This window comes from Pseudomonas sp. RA_15y_Pfl2_54 (genome assembly GCF_963971015.1).
In the GTDB taxonomy this organism is placed as follows: Bacteria; Pseudomonadota; Gammaproteobacteria; order Pseudomonadales; family Pseudomonadaceae; genus Aquipseudomonas; species Aquipseudomonas baetica_A.
This window is the reverse complement of record NZ_CAXAPN010000015.1, coordinates 1-16,625: the sequence shown is the minus strand read 5'-3', so window position 1 is coordinate 16,625 and position 16,625 is coordinate 1. Positions and strand designations below refer to the sequence as shown.

General features: G+C 58.7%; 14 protein-coding genes and 1 pseudogene. 6 read left to right on the top strand and 9 right to left on the bottom strand.

Annotation, left to right across the window (positions count from 1 at the left end; all coding sequences use genetic code 11):
* Positions 1–36: 36 nt before the first annotated feature.
* The 3 genes from AACY50_RS12775 to AACY50_RS12765 all read left to right on the top strand — a co-directional run bounded on the left by AACY50_RS12775 (position 37) and on the right by AACY50_RS12765 (position 7,303).
* Complete coding sequence (locus AACY50_RS12775; RefSeq protein WP_339432681.1) at positions 37–1,746, top strand: two-component system response regulator; 1,710 nt, start codon at positions 37–39, stop codon at positions 1,744–1,746.
* A gap of 74 nt (positions 1,747–1,820) precedes the next feature.
* A complete protein-coding gene (locus AACY50_RS12770; RefSeq protein WP_339538637.1) occupies positions 1,821–6,365 on the top strand; it encodes a PAS domain-containing hybrid sensor histidine kinase/response regulator in 4,545 nt (1,514 codons plus the stop codon).
* Entirely contained in the window at positions 6,365–7,303 is a 939-nt protein-coding gene (locus AACY50_RS12765; protein WP_339432679.1) for a diguanylate cyclase, read from the top strand. Before AACY50_RS12770 ends, AACY50_RS12765 begins: the two co-directional genes overlap by 1 nt.
* 72 nt (positions 7,304–7,375) lie before the next feature.
* On the opposite strand, the gene AACY50_RS12760 is transcribed toward AACY50_RS12765, so the two are convergent.
* From AACY50_RS12760 to AACY50_RS12730, 7 genes are read right to left on the bottom strand one after another with little or no spacing between them, the layout of a single operon-like run.
* Entirely contained in the window at positions 7,376–8,746 is a 1,371-nt protein-coding gene (locus AACY50_RS12760) for an ATP-binding protein (RefSeq protein WP_339538636.1), read from the bottom strand.
* Positions 8,743–9,405: a response regulator gene (locus tag AACY50_RS12755; RefSeq protein WP_221732632.1), complete on the bottom strand. Its 663-nt coding sequence runs from the start codon at positions 9,403–9,405 to the stop codon at positions 8,743–8,745. Before AACY50_RS12755 ends, AACY50_RS12760 begins: the two co-directional genes overlap by 4 nt.
* An 11-nt stretch (positions 9,406–9,416) precedes the next feature.
* Positions 9,417–10,061 carry a tetratricopeptide repeat protein gene (locus AACY50_RS12750; protein ID WP_221732631.1) on the bottom strand — a complete coding sequence of 215 codons (645 nt, stop codon included), beginning with the start codon at positions 10,059–10,061 and terminating at the stop codon, positions 9,417–9,419.
* A complete protein-coding gene (locus tag AACY50_RS12745; RefSeq protein WP_339432677.1) occupies positions 10,058–10,867 on the bottom strand; it encodes an SDR family oxidoreductase in 810 nt (269 codons plus the stop codon). The genes AACY50_RS12750 and AACY50_RS12745 overlap by 4 nt, the downstream gene beginning before the upstream one ends.
* Positions 10,854–11,528 (bottom strand): TenA family transcriptional regulator, encoded by a 675-nt coding sequence (locus AACY50_RS12740; protein ID WP_221732629.1) that lies wholly within the window; start codon positions 11,526–11,528, stop codon positions 10,854–10,856. Before AACY50_RS12740 ends, AACY50_RS12745 begins: the two co-directional genes overlap by 14 nt.
* Positions 11,525–13,006 (bottom strand): AMP-binding protein, encoded by a 1,482-nt coding sequence (locus AACY50_RS12735; RefSeq protein ID WP_339465589.1) that lies wholly within the window; start codon positions 13,004–13,006, stop codon positions 11,525–11,527. The genes AACY50_RS12740 and AACY50_RS12735 overlap by 4 nt, the downstream gene beginning before the upstream one ends.
* Entirely contained in the window at positions 12,996–13,673 is a 678-nt protein-coding gene (locus tag AACY50_RS12730) for a thermostable hemolysin (RefSeq protein WP_339494201.1), read from the bottom strand. The genes AACY50_RS12735 and AACY50_RS12730 overlap by 11 nt, the downstream gene beginning before the upstream one ends.
* 208 nt (positions 13,674–13,881) lie before the next feature.
* Here AACY50_RS12730 and AACY50_RS12725 point away from each other — a divergent pair, with 208 nt between their 5' ends.
* A complete protein-coding gene (locus AACY50_RS12725) occupies positions 13,882–14,436 on the top strand; it encodes a cytochrome b (protein ID WP_339432674.1) in 555 nt (184 codons plus the stop codon).
* Between the two features lie 133 nt (positions 14,437–14,569).
* On the opposite strand, the gene AACY50_RS12720 is transcribed toward AACY50_RS12725, so the two are convergent.
* Positions 14,570–15,109: an acyl-CoA thioesterase gene (locus tag AACY50_RS12720; RefSeq protein ID WP_339432673.1), complete on the bottom strand. Its 540-nt coding sequence runs from the start codon at positions 15,107–15,109 to the stop codon at positions 14,570–14,572.
* Positions 15,110–15,631: 522 nt separating this feature from the next.
* Between AACY50_RS12720 and AACY50_RS12715 the strand changes: the two genes are divergently transcribed.
* Positions 15,632–15,994 (top strand): DUF6124 family protein, encoded by a 363-nt coding sequence (locus tag AACY50_RS12715; RefSeq protein ID WP_339432672.1) that lies wholly within the window; start codon positions 15,632–15,634, stop codon positions 15,992–15,994.
* A gap of 42 nt (positions 15,995–16,036) precedes the next feature.
* Positions 16,037–16,399: pseudogene (locus AACY50_RS12710) on the top strand (DUF2235 domain-containing protein); the annotation flags it as partial.
* A 46-nt stretch (positions 16,400–16,445) separates the two neighbouring features.
* On the opposite strand, the gene AACY50_RS12705 reads toward AACY50_RS12710, so the two are convergent.
* Positions 16,446–16,625: hypothetical protein (locus AACY50_RS12705; protein ID WP_339538670.1), on the bottom strand; the 180-nt coding region annotated here is incomplete at its 5' end.

Genomic DNA, 16,625 nt, shown 5'->3' with positions numbered 1-16,625 from the left:
GTTATTCAATGCAAGGAATTTGCGAGGAGCAACGGAATGCGCAATCAGCCGTTTAGTCTCAAACCGGTCCTCCTGATCGTTGATGACCAGATTACCGCCTTGAGAACACTGAGCAGTGCCGTGTCTGACCTGGCTGAAGTCCATACGGCCCAAAGTGGTCAGCAAGCCCTCGATATCGCCCGTCAATGCCGGCCCGATGTGGTCTTGCTTGATATCGAAATGCCCGGTATGAACGGTTTCGAGGTGTGTCGGATACTCAAGTCTGACCCGGAACTGTTTAGCGTCGCGGTCATTTTTGTCAGCGCTCATACGCAAACAAGCGCTGAATTACTGGCGATGGAGTGCGGTGGCGTGGACTTCATTCAAAAACCGTTGAATATTCCGGTTGCCAGAGCCCATATCAAAGCTCACATCGCCTTGCGCGTAGAGGCCAAGAGGCTGGCCAATCACGATGCTCTGACGGGCCTGCCCAACCGGATCCTGTTGCAGGACCGCACCGAGCAGGCCTTGCAAAAGGCCCGTCGCAGGCAGGGGCGTGTGGCGATGCTCCTGATTGATCTGGACAACTTCAAGGTCATAAACGATTCGATGGGCCACTCGGTCGGTGATCTGGTGCTGCGGGAGGTTGCAGCGCGAATATCGGGTTCCCTGCGCATGGAGGACACTGTCAGCCGGCAAGGGGGAGACGAGTTCATCCTGCTCCTGCCAGAGGTGGTCGGGTTCGATGCCATGGGGGACTTCGCGCAAAGGCTGCTCGAGATCATCGCCAGTCCTTTTTCAATTCAGGGTAACCGCTACGACCTGTCGGCGAGCATCGGCATCAGCGTGTTCCCTGAAGACAGCGACGACATGGAATCGCTGCACCGACATGCTGATGCGGCCATGTATCAGGCGAAACTTTCAGGGCGTAATCGCTACTGTTTTTTTTCCTCGCATATCGAGAGCAGCATGCGCGCCAGGCACCTGCTTGAACGCCACATGCGCAACGCTTTGGAAGAAGGCGTTTTTGAAGTTTTCTACCAGGCGAAGGTTGATGCCCGGCATAACCGCATCATTGGCATGGAGGCGCTGATCCGCTGGCGCAATCCTGAAGGGGGGCTGGTTTCTCCTGCCGATTTCATCCCGCTGGCAGAAGAAACCGGGCTGATCATCCCTATTGGTAAATACGTTTTGTTGCAGGCCTGCAGGGACACCAGGACACTTCGCGAACTGGGCCATGACATTTCCATCAGCGTGAATATCTCCGTCGTGCAATTTCGCGAGGCGTCCTTTCTGACCATGGTCGAAGACATCCTGCTTGAGTCTGGATTGGAGGGCAGATATGTGGAACTGGAGATCACCGAGGGGGTACTGGCACGGGACATTGAAAGCGCCCGAGAAACCCTCTTTCATCTCAAAACGCTCGGCGTTCGTATTTCGATCGACGATTTCGGCACCGGTTATTCAAGCCTGGCTTACCTGAAACGGTTTCCGATCGATGTTCTGAAAATAGATCAGAGTTTTGTGCGAGACATGATCACCGATAAAAGCGATTCGGCCATCATCGCAGCAATCATCAAGTTAGGTCAGGCGCTAGGTCTGGAGTTGGTGGCCGAAGGTGTCGAAACCCAGGAACAGGCTCATGCACTTCTGGAACTGGGTTGTCAGATCATGCAAGGCTATCTGTATTGCCGCCCGATCAATTTTGCGCAAATAAAGTCGTTTTTATCTGCTGGGCTAGACGTTACTGTTCCCACTTTGAGCTAAGTTGCAAACACTTCCCCGACAGGGTCGAACTTTAAATGTGAAGGCTGAAAGTCTTCTGCAGCAGGGCAAACCGGGTGAAGAAATCCAGATTTTTTACATTGAACTGGGGCGTCGCGATTACCCTGGCTGTGGGCCTGGGGGCAAGCGTTCTGGGTAGCTGGGTGCTTGACCGTATCAACGAGCGCCACGCTCAAGAAGCGATCGTTGCAGCTACAGCCGAGGCCGCTGAATTGGTTTTAAGTCGCCTCAATCTTTACCAGTACGGTTTGCGTGGTGCTCGCGGTGCAGTAGTGACAGCGGGGGAGCAGGGGATAAGTCGTGAACTGTTCAGTCGTTATCAGAAAACGCGTGACCTGGCCGTGGAGTTCCCCGGCGCAAGAGCTATCGGGTTTGTCAGGCGCGTACCGGAACGCGATGAAAGCGCGTTTATCAAGTCAGCCCGGGCCGATGGCGCCGCTGATTTTTCCATTCGTCAACTCTCGGCTCATCCTGGCGAGCGCTACGTTATCCAGTATGTCGAGCCTGTTGAAGGCAATCAGCCCGCCATTGGCCTGGACATAGCCTCGGAACCTGCTCGGCGCGAAGCTGCTCACTCTGCAATACAGAGCGGCATGACGCAGATAACAGCGCCCATCACCCTGGTACAGGCCATTGGCAAACCGCAGCAGTCGTTCTTGTTGTTGATGCCCATTTTTCGCAACGGCGTGACACCTGCGACGGCAGCCGAACGTGACGCCGCCGCGTTCGGCTGGAGCTATGCAGTCTTGCAGACCGAGCAGGTCCTCACGGGCCTGCGCATAGAAGACAAGGCCGTGCACCTGAAATTGAGGGACATCACTGTCCCGGGGCAAGAGACGTTGTTTTATGAGAGCGCCGACAACTCGGCCAGCTCTGCAACGCTGATCACTCATCAGGTGGAGCGCGAGGTTTACGGCCGGCGGTGGCAAATCGAACTTGGCGCCAATTCGCTGTTCATCCAGCGTTTGCGTCAGGTCTCACCGAAGGTGGTGCTGTTGCTGGGCGGTGTTCTCACCCTTCTTTTGGCGACTCTGGTGGGGGTCGGCAGTGTCAGTCGTCAACGTCGACGTCAGGTTATTGCCGAACAGGCAAGGCTAGCCGCCATTGTTGAAAGCTCGGCAGAGGCGATTATCGGTAAAACCCTTGATGGCGTTGTCACCAACTGGAACAAAGGGGCTGAGCATCTTTTTGGGTTTACCTCGCAAGAAGCCGTGGGCCACACACTGGCCAATCTGATTGTTCCCTCGGAGCTGGCCAGTGAGGAGTCGCACATCCTTGAGCGTGTAAGGGCGGGCGATCGTATCGATAGTTTTGATACTCAGCGCCGTCACAAAGACGGACAACTGATCGACGTCTCCGCGAGCATCTCTCCGATTTATGGCGAGGGTGGCCGCGTCGTCGGTGCCTCCAAGACAATCAGGGACATTTCGGCCAAAAAGGCTGCAGAGGCGCGGATTCTCGAACTCAATTCAAGCCTGGAAGAGCAGGTCGCACAGCGAACGTCAGAACTGCAGCACCTCAATGTGTTGTTGAATAGCGTGCTGCGCTCGGCCACTGAGGTGTCGATCATTGCGACAGATCTTGAAGGCGTCATTCGTGTCTTCAACAACGGCGCCGAGCATTTGTTGGGTTATGACGCCGAAGAGGTGCTGGGCAAGCACACGCCGGCGCTCTTCCATGTAGCCGATGAAGTCACTGCGCGGGGCCAGGAACTGAGCCAGGAGTATGGTCAGACCATTAATGGCATTGGTGTGTTTACCCATAAACCCGAGCATGAAAGCGCAGAAACTCGAGAGTGGACTTACGTACGCAAGGATGACTCACGGTTTCCTGTGACGCTGGTCGTTACCTCCATGCGCGATGACGATGGGAAATTGACTGGCTACCTGGGCATCGCCGTCGATATCACCGAACGTAAAGCGGCAGAAAAGGAGCTGGCGGCAAGCCTGGAAACGACACAGCGACAGCGTAGCGAACTGATGGCGGTGCATCATCAATTGCTGATGGCCGCGGAAGTGGCGGAACTGGGGATCTGGTCCTGGACGTTGTCGGACAATGCCTTGCAATGGAATGACCGCATGTTCGAGTTTTACGGGCAGCCTTTGGCGTTGCGCGACAACGGCCTGAACTATATGCATTGGTACACCCGTGTTCACCCCGAGGATGTCGAGGCTGCGGCTGCAAGGCTCAGTGCCGCCGTCGATGGGGTGGATGAGTACGACACGGTATTCAGGGTGACTGGCCCGGACAGCCAGATTCGCTTTATCCATGCCGCCGCGCAGATCGAGCGCACGCCGACCGGGGCAGCGCTGCGTGTAACCGGTATCAACCGGGACATCACCTCCCAGCGCGAGCTGGAATCGCGCCTGCTTTACGCCAAAGAGCAGGCCGATCTGGCGAGTGCGGCGAAGTCGGCCTTTCTCGCCAACATGAGTCATGAGATTCGTACGCCAATGAACGCTGTGCTGGGCATGTTGCAGTTGGTGCAAAACACGCCGCTTGACGGGCGCCAGCTCGATTACGTGAGCAAAGCGCAGGGCGCCGCGAAATCGCTGCTGGGCTTGCTCAATGACATTCTCGATTATTCCAAGATCGAGGCGGACAAGTTGCAACTCGATGTGCACCCGTTCGAACTTGAGTCGTTGATGCGCGATCTTGCCGTCGTGCTGGCGGGCAACCAGGGTGAGAAAGAGGTTGAGGTCATGTTCGACCTGGACGCCAATCTGCCCAACGGCCTGATCGGCGATAGCCTGCGACTGCAACAAGTGCTGATCAACCTGGCGGGGAATGCGCTCAAGTTCACCCCGCAAGGCCAGATAGTCGTCAGCGTTGAACAACGCAAGCGCACGGAAAACGCCGTTGAATTGCGCATCGCTGTCTCTGATACCGGCATCGGCATCAGCCCGGAGCAACTTCAGCGCATTTTCGAAGGTTTTACCCAAGCCGAAGCGTCGACCTCCAGGCGCTTTGGTGGCACCGGTCTGGGGCTGGTGATCTGCAAGCGGTTGGTCGGTTTGATGGGGGGAGAGTTGCAAGTGGAGAGCCAGTACGGCGTCGGAAGTCGCTTCTGGTTCGATATCACCCTGAATGTCGCTCAGAACGCGCTGCTGCGATCCGACTGCCCAGGCGTTGATGTGCCGATGCGCCTACTGGTCGTCGACGACAACGCAATGGCGGGCGAACTGCTGTTACGAACCGTTCATGCGCTGGGATGGACCGCAGACTATGTGAGTGAAGGCGCGCAAGCGGTGGAACGGGTCAACAGCGCCCAGGCGCGCGGCGAGGCTTACGATGTCGTACTGATGGACTGGCGGATGTCGGGGATGGATGGCTTGAACGCTGCGCAATTGATCAAGCAGCAGAGCCGTGACGCGCCACCACCACTGATCATCATGATCACCGCCTACGGCCGTGAAGTGCTGACAGATGCCTATCTTGAAGGCGATGCTCCCTTTGCCGGGTTTCTCACCAAACCTGTCACTCCCAAGCAGTTGGCCGACTCGGTTCAGCGAGCCTTCGAGGGTAAAGACCCTCTGCAATCTGCGCGGGTGCAACCAGCGGGTGCCGGGTCACAACGCTTGGCGGGGCTGCGCTTATTGGTGGTCGAAGACAATATGCTCAATCGGCAGATTGCCAGTGAACTGCTGACCAGTGAAGGCGCTCAAGTGACGCTGGCTGAGTGTGGGTTGGAGGGTGTCAGCAAGGTGCTCAATGAGCGTGTGCCCTTCGACGCCGTATTGATGGATATCCAGATGCCGGATATCGATGGCCTGGAAGCAACCCGGCGCATTCGTGCCGACTCGCGTTTTGCGACGTTACCGATTGTGGCAATGACGGCCAATGCCTCCAGTGCAGACCGAGAAGCCTGCCTGGCGGCGGGGATGAATGAGCACGTCGGTAAACCGGTAGACCTGGAACAACTGGTCGTGACACTGCTCTGTCAAACCGGCCGCGAGGGCAGTCAAACATCGACAGACCTTGTGCAAACCGACAGGGATGAGGCCCTCATTGAGGACCGGCAGTCGATCATCAATCGCTTTGGCGGTAACCTCGAGTTGATCCGCAATGTATTGATGAACTTTGGCCCCGAGCTGGAAAAACAACTGGTGCAGTTGCATGATCAGATCCAGCGACAAGAGGCGTCGGGGGCTGTTTTCGTTCTCCACGCCATTAAAGGCAGCAGCGGCACCTTGGGGGCCAGGGCATTGTCACGGTTGGCCGGTGATCTGGAACACAAGCTTAAACACGAGGATGCTGAATCCGCAGCAAGGCTCTTGGCTGACCCCTCCTGGTTTGAGGAGCTTGGCAGGCTGCTGCAACAAAGCCTTTTACAGATGAATGTCGAATTTTCTCAGAGCCCATCAACAGAAATCCTTACCGATAGGGAAGTCATGGAATCTGCGCAATGGAAAGAGTCCCTTGAAGAGATTTTGCTCTTGCTGGAAACCGGTAATCTTCAAGCCATTGAACTGACAACTGGACTGCTGTCAAAAACGCCCCCGGCACTGCGCCCGCAATTCAACGAACTCGTTGTTATGGTGCAGTCGTTGGACTTTAGTGCTGCGATGCCCATAGGGCGTGAACTGTTGAGATCTGCCTGATGGAGCAATTGAAAAAGACTTGGCTACTTCAGCCGCACAAACGCCCAAAACTGCTTATTGTCGACGATCAACCGACCAATATCCGGGTCCTGCATGAGCTGTTTCGTGAGGACTGCGACGTGTTCATGGCCACCAGCGGCGAACAGGCAATCACGGTATGCCAGGCGCAAATTCCCGATCTGGTGCTACTGGATGTGGTCATGGATGGCGTGGACGGTCATGAAGTCTGTCGTCGCCTCAAGGCAGACCCGGCGACTCAAGACATTCCTGTCATCTTCGTTACGGCGAAACAGCAAGACTCTGATGAGGTGCTGGGCCTGGAACTGGGCGCGGTAGATTTCATCAGCAAACCCATCAACCCGATCGTGGTCAGGGCGCGGGTGCGAACACACCTGACTCTGAAACTGCAGAACGATCTGTTGCGCTCCATGGCGTTGCTGGATGGTCTGACGGGAGTGGCCAATCGGCGCAAATTCGATGAGGAGATATCAGCTGATTGGCGCCAGTGTTATCGAGAGCAAAAACCCCTGTCGCTGATCCTGGCCGATGTCGATTTTTTCAAACGCTACAACGACCAGTATGGCCATCAGGCTGGAGACAGTTGCCTGAGGTCTGTTGCTCAGGCGTTATCTGAAACGGTCAGACGCCCCTACGACCTGGTCGCTCGATACGGCGGCGAAGAGTTTGCCTGCCTTTTGCCCACGACCAGTCATGCGGGAGCCGTCGAGATTGCAGAAAAAATGCAAGCGAATGTTCGAGCGTTGGCCATCGAACATTCGACCTCCGATGCCGATCATGTGGTTACGGTCTCCCTCGGTGTGGCGACCGTGACCCCTACGGGCGTTCTTGCTTTCGAGGCCTTGATCGAAGCGGCGGACATGCAGCTCTACGAAGCGAAGAATGCCGGTCGGGCTCGGGTAGCCTCGGTGGAGCTGTAGGGCCGCGGCCTGCTGCTGGCAAGTGACCGCGATTGTCAGTGAGGTTCAACCTGATCCATCGACCGTCGCAGATCACTGCCTTGCGGGCATCGACAACGTCGCCCGCAATCCACCCTCAGCCCGGTTGACCAACGTAATCCGCCCACCCAGTCGCATGGCGATGGTGTTGACGATGGTCAGCCCCAATCCCGCACCCTGCGCGTTACCGCGGCTGTAGAACCGTTCGAACAAGCGCTCTCGATCTTCCTCATCAATGCCCGGCCCCTGATCTTCGACGCTCAAATGGCAGAAGCCGTCGGTTTGAGTCAGCGTCACGGTGATCACGCCGTGGTCCGGGGAGAAGTTGGCGGCGTTGGTGATCAGGTTGTTCAGGGCAATGTCGATGGCGGCGGTGCTGGCCAGGACATGGAGCGTTTGGGCGCCGTCTTCAAAGGCCAGTTCCAGCTGTTTACTCAGCAACCACGGGGTCAGTTGCACCAGGCTGTTGCGCACGGTTTCGCTGAGGTCGATGCGTTGCAGAGGCGGGGGGTCGGGTTTGGGCTCCAGGCGGGCCATGGTCAGCAACTGATTGACCAGACGGCTGGTGCGATCGACACCCGAGATCAGAAATTGCAGCGAGTCGCGGCGCTCCTGTTCGGTGCCGGCCTCCAGCAGGTTTTGCGCATGCACCCGCAGCACCGCCAGCGGTGTGCGCATTTCGTGGGCGGCGTCGGCGATGAAGCGGCGTTCACGGCCGAGCACTTCCTGGATCTGCGCGAGCATGCGGTTGAGCGCTGCTTGCATCGGTTCCAGCTCGCTGGGCAAGGGTGTCAGTTGCAAAGGTTCCAGCGAGCCGCTGTGGCGCGCGCGCAGGGTCGCAGCCATGTCCGCCAGTGGCTTGAGGCCCCAGCCGATGGCGAGCCAGACCATGGCCGCAAGGATCAGGCTACCGAGCACGTTCGGCCACAGTGTGTGACGGACGATGCGGTCGACCAGATCGGCGCGTACATCATCGCGCTCACCGACCCAGATGCGCAGGCCGTTCTGCTTGTCTTCCAGCATGAATGCGCGCCACTGGCGGTTTTTCAAATCCACGACATCGCTAAAGCCAGGCTGGGTTGGCGGGGAGGTGAAGGTGGGGGCGCTGGCGGTGTGTACCAGCACTTCATTCCTGGGGTCCCACACTTGAAAGGCCATTTTGCTTTCGTAAGGATGACCGTCGACGCGAGGCTCTGCTTCTCCCAGCGCAGTATTGAACGCCTGATACAGATCACTGTGCGCCTGACCATTGATCGGCATACGCATCACGCCTTGCAGTAACCGCGCGTTTTGCGCCAGTTGTGCGTCGTAGACTTCGGCGATTTCGTGGTTACTGTCGTGCAGATTGAACACGCTCAATACCGCTAAACCGGCGAGCATCAGGCCGATGATCAGCGTCAGCGTACGGCGACGAATCGAACTCATCGGCGCTCCTCCACCAGATAACCCACGCCACGGATGGTGCGGATCAGGTCGGTGGAGAACTTTTTGCGCAGGTGGTGGATATGCACTTCCAGGGTGTTGCTTTCTGCTTCTTCGTTCCAGCCGTACAACAACTGAATCAGTTGGTCGCGGGTCATGACGCGGCCCGGTGGCGAGAGCAATTCATGCAATAGCTGATATTCCTTGGGCGTCAGCGCCACGGGCTGGCCGTGATAGGTGACCTGCTGTGTGCCGGGGTTGAGGCTGATACCGGCGTGCTCGATCAGCGCTTGGGCGCGCCCGGCACTGCGTCGTAACAAGGCACGCAAACGCGCCTTGAGTTCGGCCAGATCGAACGGTTTGATCAGGTAATCGTCGGCGCCGGCATCGAGCCCGGCGATACGATCCTCGGTGGCATCGCGAGCGGTCAGGATCAGCACCGGCAGGTTCGAGCCACTGTCGCGCAGTCGACGCAGCACTTCGAGGCCGTCCATGCGCGGCAGACCCAGATCAAGCACCGCCAGGTCAAAGGTTTCACTGAGCAAGGCGTGCAGGGCGCTGCTGCCGTCCTTGAGCCAGTCGACGGTGTAGCCTTCGCGCCCCAACGCTTGATGAATACCCTCGCCGAGGGCCTCATCGTCCTCGATCAGTAATAAACGCACACGGACTCCTGTCATTCGAGTTTCTTGTTCACGTCCACCAGCAACGCGGCGATTTCTTTGCGGCGCCCGGCATCGGCGGTTTCCCGGCCCGGGCGGGGCGCCGCTTGCAGGGCTTTTTGCAATGCAGCTTTGGCTTCAGCGTAGCGCTTCTGACGGTAGAGGTGATCGCCCCAGAAGTACAGGCTGTCGATGCCCTCGGGGTTGAGTTGCAGCGCCTGCTTGAGCAGTTGCTCAGCCTTGTCGCTGTCGCCAAAACCGATTGGCCAGCCCGGCACGCGATCATACAGGGCGGCGAGGCTGGTGTAGGCCGAACCTTGCAGGGCTTTGGGGTCCAGGCTCAGGGATTTTTCCAAGTCAGCCTTGGCGTCTTTGGCTTTGCCCAACGCACCGAGCCCACCCTGGGCACCGGCCCAACTGCTGGTGACGATACCTTTCCAGATCCACGCTTCGGCCACGGCCGGGCGTTGGCTGGTGAAGCTCGTCGTTTGCGCCGACAGTTGCTCGAAAGCGGCGGCGCGCTGTTTCTCCGGTGTTTCGTATTGAATGTGCGCCCAGCTCTGTTGAATGCCGGCCAGGCGTTGCTGATCGGCGGTGTCCAGCGCCCAAACACTTTGGCTCAGCGCGCCGAGCAGTAGACATGCGTAGATTTTCTTCATGGTTTTGGCGGCTCATTGTCGGGTTTTTCACTCAGGCGACGGATCAGTGGCAACTGCTTGCGCAGGCCTCGATCCACCAGATGCGGCAGCAGGCTGTTGAGGCGCACGAAGAAGCGCTCCGGCCAGCCCAAATACAAATCGCGACGGTCGCCGGCAATCGCGTGGATCACCGCAGACGCCACGGCTTGCGGGTCATCGACGTTGGATTTCAGCGCATCGTTCAAGGCTTGCGCCGCCGCGCTGTTCATCGACGTGCGCGTAGCGCGGGGCGCGACGTAAAGCACGCTGACCCGGGTGTCGGCCAGTTCCCGGCGCAAGGCTTCGGAAAAACCGCGCAGGGCAAATTTGGTCGCGCAATAACTGGCATAACCGGGGTAGCCGATCGAGCCGTACGTGGAGCCAACGTTGACCACCATCGCACTGTCGGCGTCCTTGAGCAGCGGCAGCAGCAGTTTGGTCAGGCAGATCGGCGCACTGATGTTCACCGCCAGCATCGCGTTGATGTCGCTGTCATCGAGTTGCTCAAGCATGGCGAAGTGATTGACCCCGGCCGCGTTGATCAGCAGGTTGATGCCACCGATGGCTTCGGCGGCAGCCAGCACATTGCGCCGGTCGGCAAGGAAGGTCAGGTCAGCGGCCACCCAGCACAGGTTTTGCGGGTAGCGCTCGATCAGCGGCTGCAAGGCTTCCTGGTGGCGGGCCACGGCCAGCACCCGGGCGCCGGCGGCGCACAAGGCATTGGCGATGGCCATGCCGATGCCACCACTGGCGCCGGTCAATACCACACGCGCTTCACGCAGCTGCATGTTGAGCCTCCGCGTCACGCGGCAAGCCACGGAACATGTCGGTGTACAAGCGATAGACAACTTTCGAGGCGTGGATCACCGCGGCCTGGTCTTCTGGATCTTCCAACTGATTCATCAGTCGGCGATAGGTCTGCATATGCTCAACGTCCAGCGAACCGTGGGAGCTCAGGTAGCTGAATGCCGTCTCCGGCAGCGCCAGACGCTCGCGAATGCTGCCCGCTGCGTGGGTCGCCAGGGCAATGCTGGTGCCTTCGAGCACGTTGACCATGCCGAACAGCCCCACCGGGTTGCCGCGAGCGATCAGGTCATAAAGGAAACTGACCATCAACTCGATCGACAGCGACGGCTGACCATCACGCACCGCATCGCGGTCACCGCCACACGCGGCGATATCGTTGAGCACCCATTGTTCATGGCCGTACTCGTCCTCGATGTACTCGCACACCGCTTTGCGCAGCCATTCCAGACGCGTCGGCAAACGCGCACCGCAAGCCATCATCAAAGGCACGGTGTGGCGTACGTGGTAATAGGCCTGGGCGAGAAATGCGCGATAGCTTTCAAGGCTGACCTTGCCTTGCAGCGCATCAAGAATGATCGGCAGATTGAACAGCTCGTGACGTTCCTGTTGAGTGGCTTCTTGCAGTGTGTCGAAAAAATTCATGATGCGGATTCCTCAGAGACGGCGGATTCGGTCAGTTGTGTGTGGTACTGCGCGACGATGGCCTCGCGGCGCGGGCGGCCATTGGCGGTGAGCAAGCCATTGGCGGCGGTGAACGGTTGTGGCAGGCGCGTCCAGTTGTGTACCTGGGCGTAATCGGGCAGGGCGTCGTTGGCCTCGGCAACGGCAGCGGCCAGTTCCGCGTCGGTGCAATCCGGGCGATGTGGCCAGAGCAAGGCATGGTTGTGCGGCATCGCCTCCCCGTAGACGAACGCCTGGGCGATGTGGCGGCGCTGGGTCAGCTCGGACTCGACCCATTCCGGGTTGACGTTGCGCCCGAAACTGGTGACGAACTGATGCTTCTTGCGGCCCTTGAGGTAGAGAAACCCTTGCGAATCGAACTCGCCCAGATCGCCGCTTGGCCACCATTCTTCGGCGTACGGCGCATCCCCCAGATAACCCAACAGCGGCGAACCCTTGATCAGCACTTCGCCGTCCTCGGCCACGCGCACTTCAACGTGAGGCAGCGGCCTGCCGACGCTGCCCGGACGCCAGGCACCGGGGCGATTGAGGCAGACCACCGAGGCACACTCGGACAAGCCATAACCTTCATAAACCGGCAGGCCGACCCGTTGGGCGCGGTGCAGCAGATCCTCGGACACCCGCGCGCCACCCACCGCCGCAAAACGCAGAGTCTGGGGATCGAAGGCTTTCTGTTCGGCGGCGCCGACCAGCAATAGCAACAACTGCGGCACCAGAATCAGACTCTCCGGCGCACGGCTGGCCAGATAACCCAGCAGGCGCGGCACATCCACGCCACTGGCGCCCTGAATGCCGAGGGTTTTCTGGCCAGGCAGACTCAGCGTCGCACCGGCATACAGCGCCGCATAACAGCCAAGGTTTTCCAGCAGAATCGCCAACGGCAAAAGCGCCAGGTGATGCTGAGGAGCGGTCGGTTCGCTGGCCTGATGCAGCTCGCGTGCAACCCGCAACAAACTGTCGGCGCTCAGGCAAACGCCTTTGGGCGTGCCGGTGGTGCCAGACGTGAAGGTCAGTTTGGCCGTGCCGGCGGGCATGTGGCTCGGACCACTGAAGGTACGGCACCAGAACTCGCCGCTTTTCACATAACCGCCTGCGAGCAACTCGGCCTCCAGTTCCGGCTCGGCGATCACCCGTTCGGCCTGACTCTGCTCCAGACAATGAGCACGTTGCGCCGAGCTGAAAAACGGCGGCAGCGTCACGCAGGTCAGGCCTTCGAACAGCACGGCCAAGTCCCAGAGCATCGCGTCGACGCCGTTGTCCAGCGCCAGTGCAATCACTTGCACGTTTTCATCGCGCAAACGCTCCTGGCGATACAGCACCTCGGCGTACAGCGTGGCGTAATCGAGCCTTAGGGTGTCGCCCCACAGGGCAATCGTGTTGTCATTGCGCCCGGCATGGCTGCGCAGGGTTTCCTTGAAACGTTGCAGTTCAAGCGACATGGCAAGCTCCTTCAATCGAGGTTGGCAGACCCAGGCGCGTGAACAGACCGATATTGCGCAGATGGATAAAACCGGCGCGGATGTTGCCCACATGAACCCACGGTTTGCTTTCGTAATAACTGCCCCAGCTGTGACGGTCGTCCCCCAGGCGTGCCGGGTCGGCGGCGCACAACGTCACCGGTTTCAGGCCCAGACGATGGAAGCTGTTGACCAGCCCGATGTTGCCGGTGAACGTCACCCACTCCAGACCGCCCATGGCCAGCAAGTAAGTGATGGCGATAATGCTCAAGCGCGCACTGCCGGTGTCGCTGGCAGCAAGGTTGCCCACCTCGACGATCGCGTCGCGATCCACCGGGCGATCGGCTGCGGCGCTGATCAGCGGCTCGATCGGCTCATCCAGATAGCGCTCAAGAAACAACGGCTCCAGATGCGCGCGGCGCAGCCCGGCCACCGCACACAACTCACCGTCGCCGTTGTGCATACCGAACAGCTCGGGCATGAAGTGGCGGATGTCAGCGCCATGGGCCTTGCGAAAACGTTGCTGGATAAAGGCCTCGAACACCGGTCGCTGAACATCGTCCGGCAAGGCACTGGATAAGGTCATCTGCGGTGTTTCGGCTTGGCCGAAGTGCAGGGGCAGGGGGATGTTCCAGTGGAAATCGGGCATGGGCAGAACGCCTCCCTCAATGGTTTGAGCGAAGTATCCGAACCATTTCTTAACGAAGTCTGAAGGTAAAAAAAGGGTAATCTACGGGCCGATCTTCAGACTGTCTTAAGACTGGGCGGGCAGGGTGATGCCGTCGGTTCGCCCGGCAACCGAATCGAGACCGTCGAATGAATCGACCGTCGCTCACGACAATCACGAGGCGCTTCTTATGACCCGCGACAACGCCGTAAACCGTTATGGAAAACTCTCAATCATGCTGCACTGGCTGATGCTGGCGCTGTTCGTCGGTGTTTATGCCTGCGTCGAGCTCAAAGGTTTCATGCCCAAGGGCAGCGAAGCGCGCGGCCTGCTGATGGGCTTTCACGGCCTGTTCGGCGCCAGCATCTTCGCCCTGGTGTGGATCCGCCTCATCGGCCGCCTGACCCCACGCCCACCGATCACCCCCAAACCACCGGCCTGGCAGACCGGCATCTCGCACCTGATGCACCTGGCCCTCTACGGCCTGATGATCGCCACCCCGATCCTCGCCTGGCTGATGCTTGCCGCCGGCGACAAACCGTTCCCATACTTCGGCTTCCACGTACCGGCCCCGGTCGCCATCGACCCGGACTTCGCCAAACGCCTCAAGTACTGGCACGAACTGATCGGCAGCGCCGGCTACTGGCTGATCGGCCTGCACGCCGCGGCAGGCTTGTTCCACCACTATTGGGTGCGGGATAACACGCTGGTGCGGATGCTGCCGGGCCGTTCTGATACGCAATAAGCCCATTGACCTCAAACCCTGTGGGAGCGGGCTTGCTCGCGAAAGCGTCTCACCAGTCGACATCCATGCCGACTGACCGGACGCCTTCGCGAGCAAGCCCGCTCCCACTGTTTTTTGTGCAACGGCTGACGACTCACTGCTCCTCGGCTCTGAGTTGGCCGCTCATGGCGTCACAGCTCATCGACCACGATGTCAACCACTGCGGCATCTCGGGTGATTGTTCGGGTAATCCCAGCGCCTGGACAAATTCGCTTGGCGCAACAGTCCCCTTTGCCGAACGAAACAGCCCGCGCATGACCACGACGCCGACCACCCTGCCATTGCTCACAAAACGGTGTTCCATGAAGCTCCATTTGTCGTCCCAGCCCAGCATCTTGCTGTGGATTTCGAACGCTTCAAACAGCTTGAGCTCACGTCGAAACTTACCCCAGGTATCCCCAACAATCGGCAGTGCTTTTGCGCGCAGTGCCACGCGGAAGGCGCCACTGCGCAAAACAAAATCCATGCGTGCAACGTCAGCCATCGTGAAATAGCGGCCATTGGTGACGTGTCGATTGAAGTCCAGATCCAATGGCCACACACGCATGCGGATGACGGTCGATGCCAGTGCATTGACCGGTTTGCGCCATGGTCGCCGTAGAAGCATGCAGAGCAGTCGAAACCAGAGATTCATAAGTACGCCCATCGTTTGAGGAGGGCTGCACTCTAGCGACGCAGACTTGAACGAGGTAGGTGCGTAAATGACTGTTTTGGCCTGAAAAGTACGTTCCGGTCATGACGGCTGACGAATCATCGAACAGCGTCAGTGGCTGAATCGTCAGTCATCACGAACAGTGGATAAACGGGAGATGACCGGGCTGTTTAACGGAGGTGTCCGGTAACCACTCAAACCCTACAACGTCTTGCGCCATCGCCTACGACTACGCCAGAATCCGCCGGCTTGTGCGTCTAGGTCGCGGGTTCTATCGTTTGTCGGTCACTGAAAAACAGTGATCGGGTTTGGTAGCCCGCCATAACTAGTCGCATCGCGCACCGTTTGCAGACCCGGTCGGGTATCTGCTCAATGGTGGCCATGCGCAGGACACCTTCGGGTGTGCCGGGTCCTAGTTACCGGTCTACCAACCCGCGTATGGCCGCCACCCTTCGTTTGGTAGCGAAGGTGAAGGCTCCTCTTTAATTAACTAGGAGTTTCACCATGTTCAAAGTAACGCCGAACCCGCCAGCCACCGACCCCACATCCCCCTACGAATCCCCCGATTCCAAGAAATTCCATGACGCCGCCGAACGCGCCCTCGACCACTACCTCAAACCCGCCGACCAGATCATGGCCAGCACCAACGAACCCGAGCGCATGTACCTCGCCAACCCGAAGTACGACACCGAATCGCTGCTGGCCAACGCCAGCGAAACCCTCGGCTCCGCCAGCGAAATGCTCAACAACTTCGCCGCCATACTCGACACCTCCCACCGCAAAACCGCGCTAGGCATTGCGCAAGTCGTGATGCTCAGCGAATTGGCGGTTAACCAGGCGCTAGATCGCGTGGAAATCTCCAAATAACCCAACCACCACGACGAGGGGAAACCCTCGTCACAATCCACTGTCTCCGCCGGACTTCAACTTAAGCGTCCGGTTAGTGGCAAGCTTTCGACGGTTTATCTCAAGGTGATGCATCAACTGGCCAAGGAAAAGGGTGTTCCCTTTACCGACATACCAGGAAGAAGCGAGTATGCCGTTCCCCAAGAATTGCAAGGTATGTGCGACAGGTTCCTTGCCGGCGACTTCAGCACCACCCAAGAAGAAGAACAAATGCTGAAACTGAAGTACATCCATACCTCTGCCAATTGGAATCACCCCCAAGGCAGAAGGGACGGTAGCGGCCTGCGGGCTGTTTACATCAACGCGCCTACCGAGGATGGCATTCGTGTACAACATCCGCACGTAGCTGATTGGAAGCTCTGGTAATGAGAATAGCCGTAGCCTTATTGGGCGTTTTACTCCTCACGGGATGTCAGGTCACAAACACCAACTCGGGCGAGAATGACCCCAAATATCCTTGGTGGGAGCGGCGTTTTTCAAGGTTGTTGTCGCGTCGCCGTCTAACTATGCCGCTCTTTTCTCGGTCTGCTGCTGCCGATCCGGGTTCAACATCACAGTGCCCATCGGCTCCCAGTTTCTTGTCTGGCCAGAC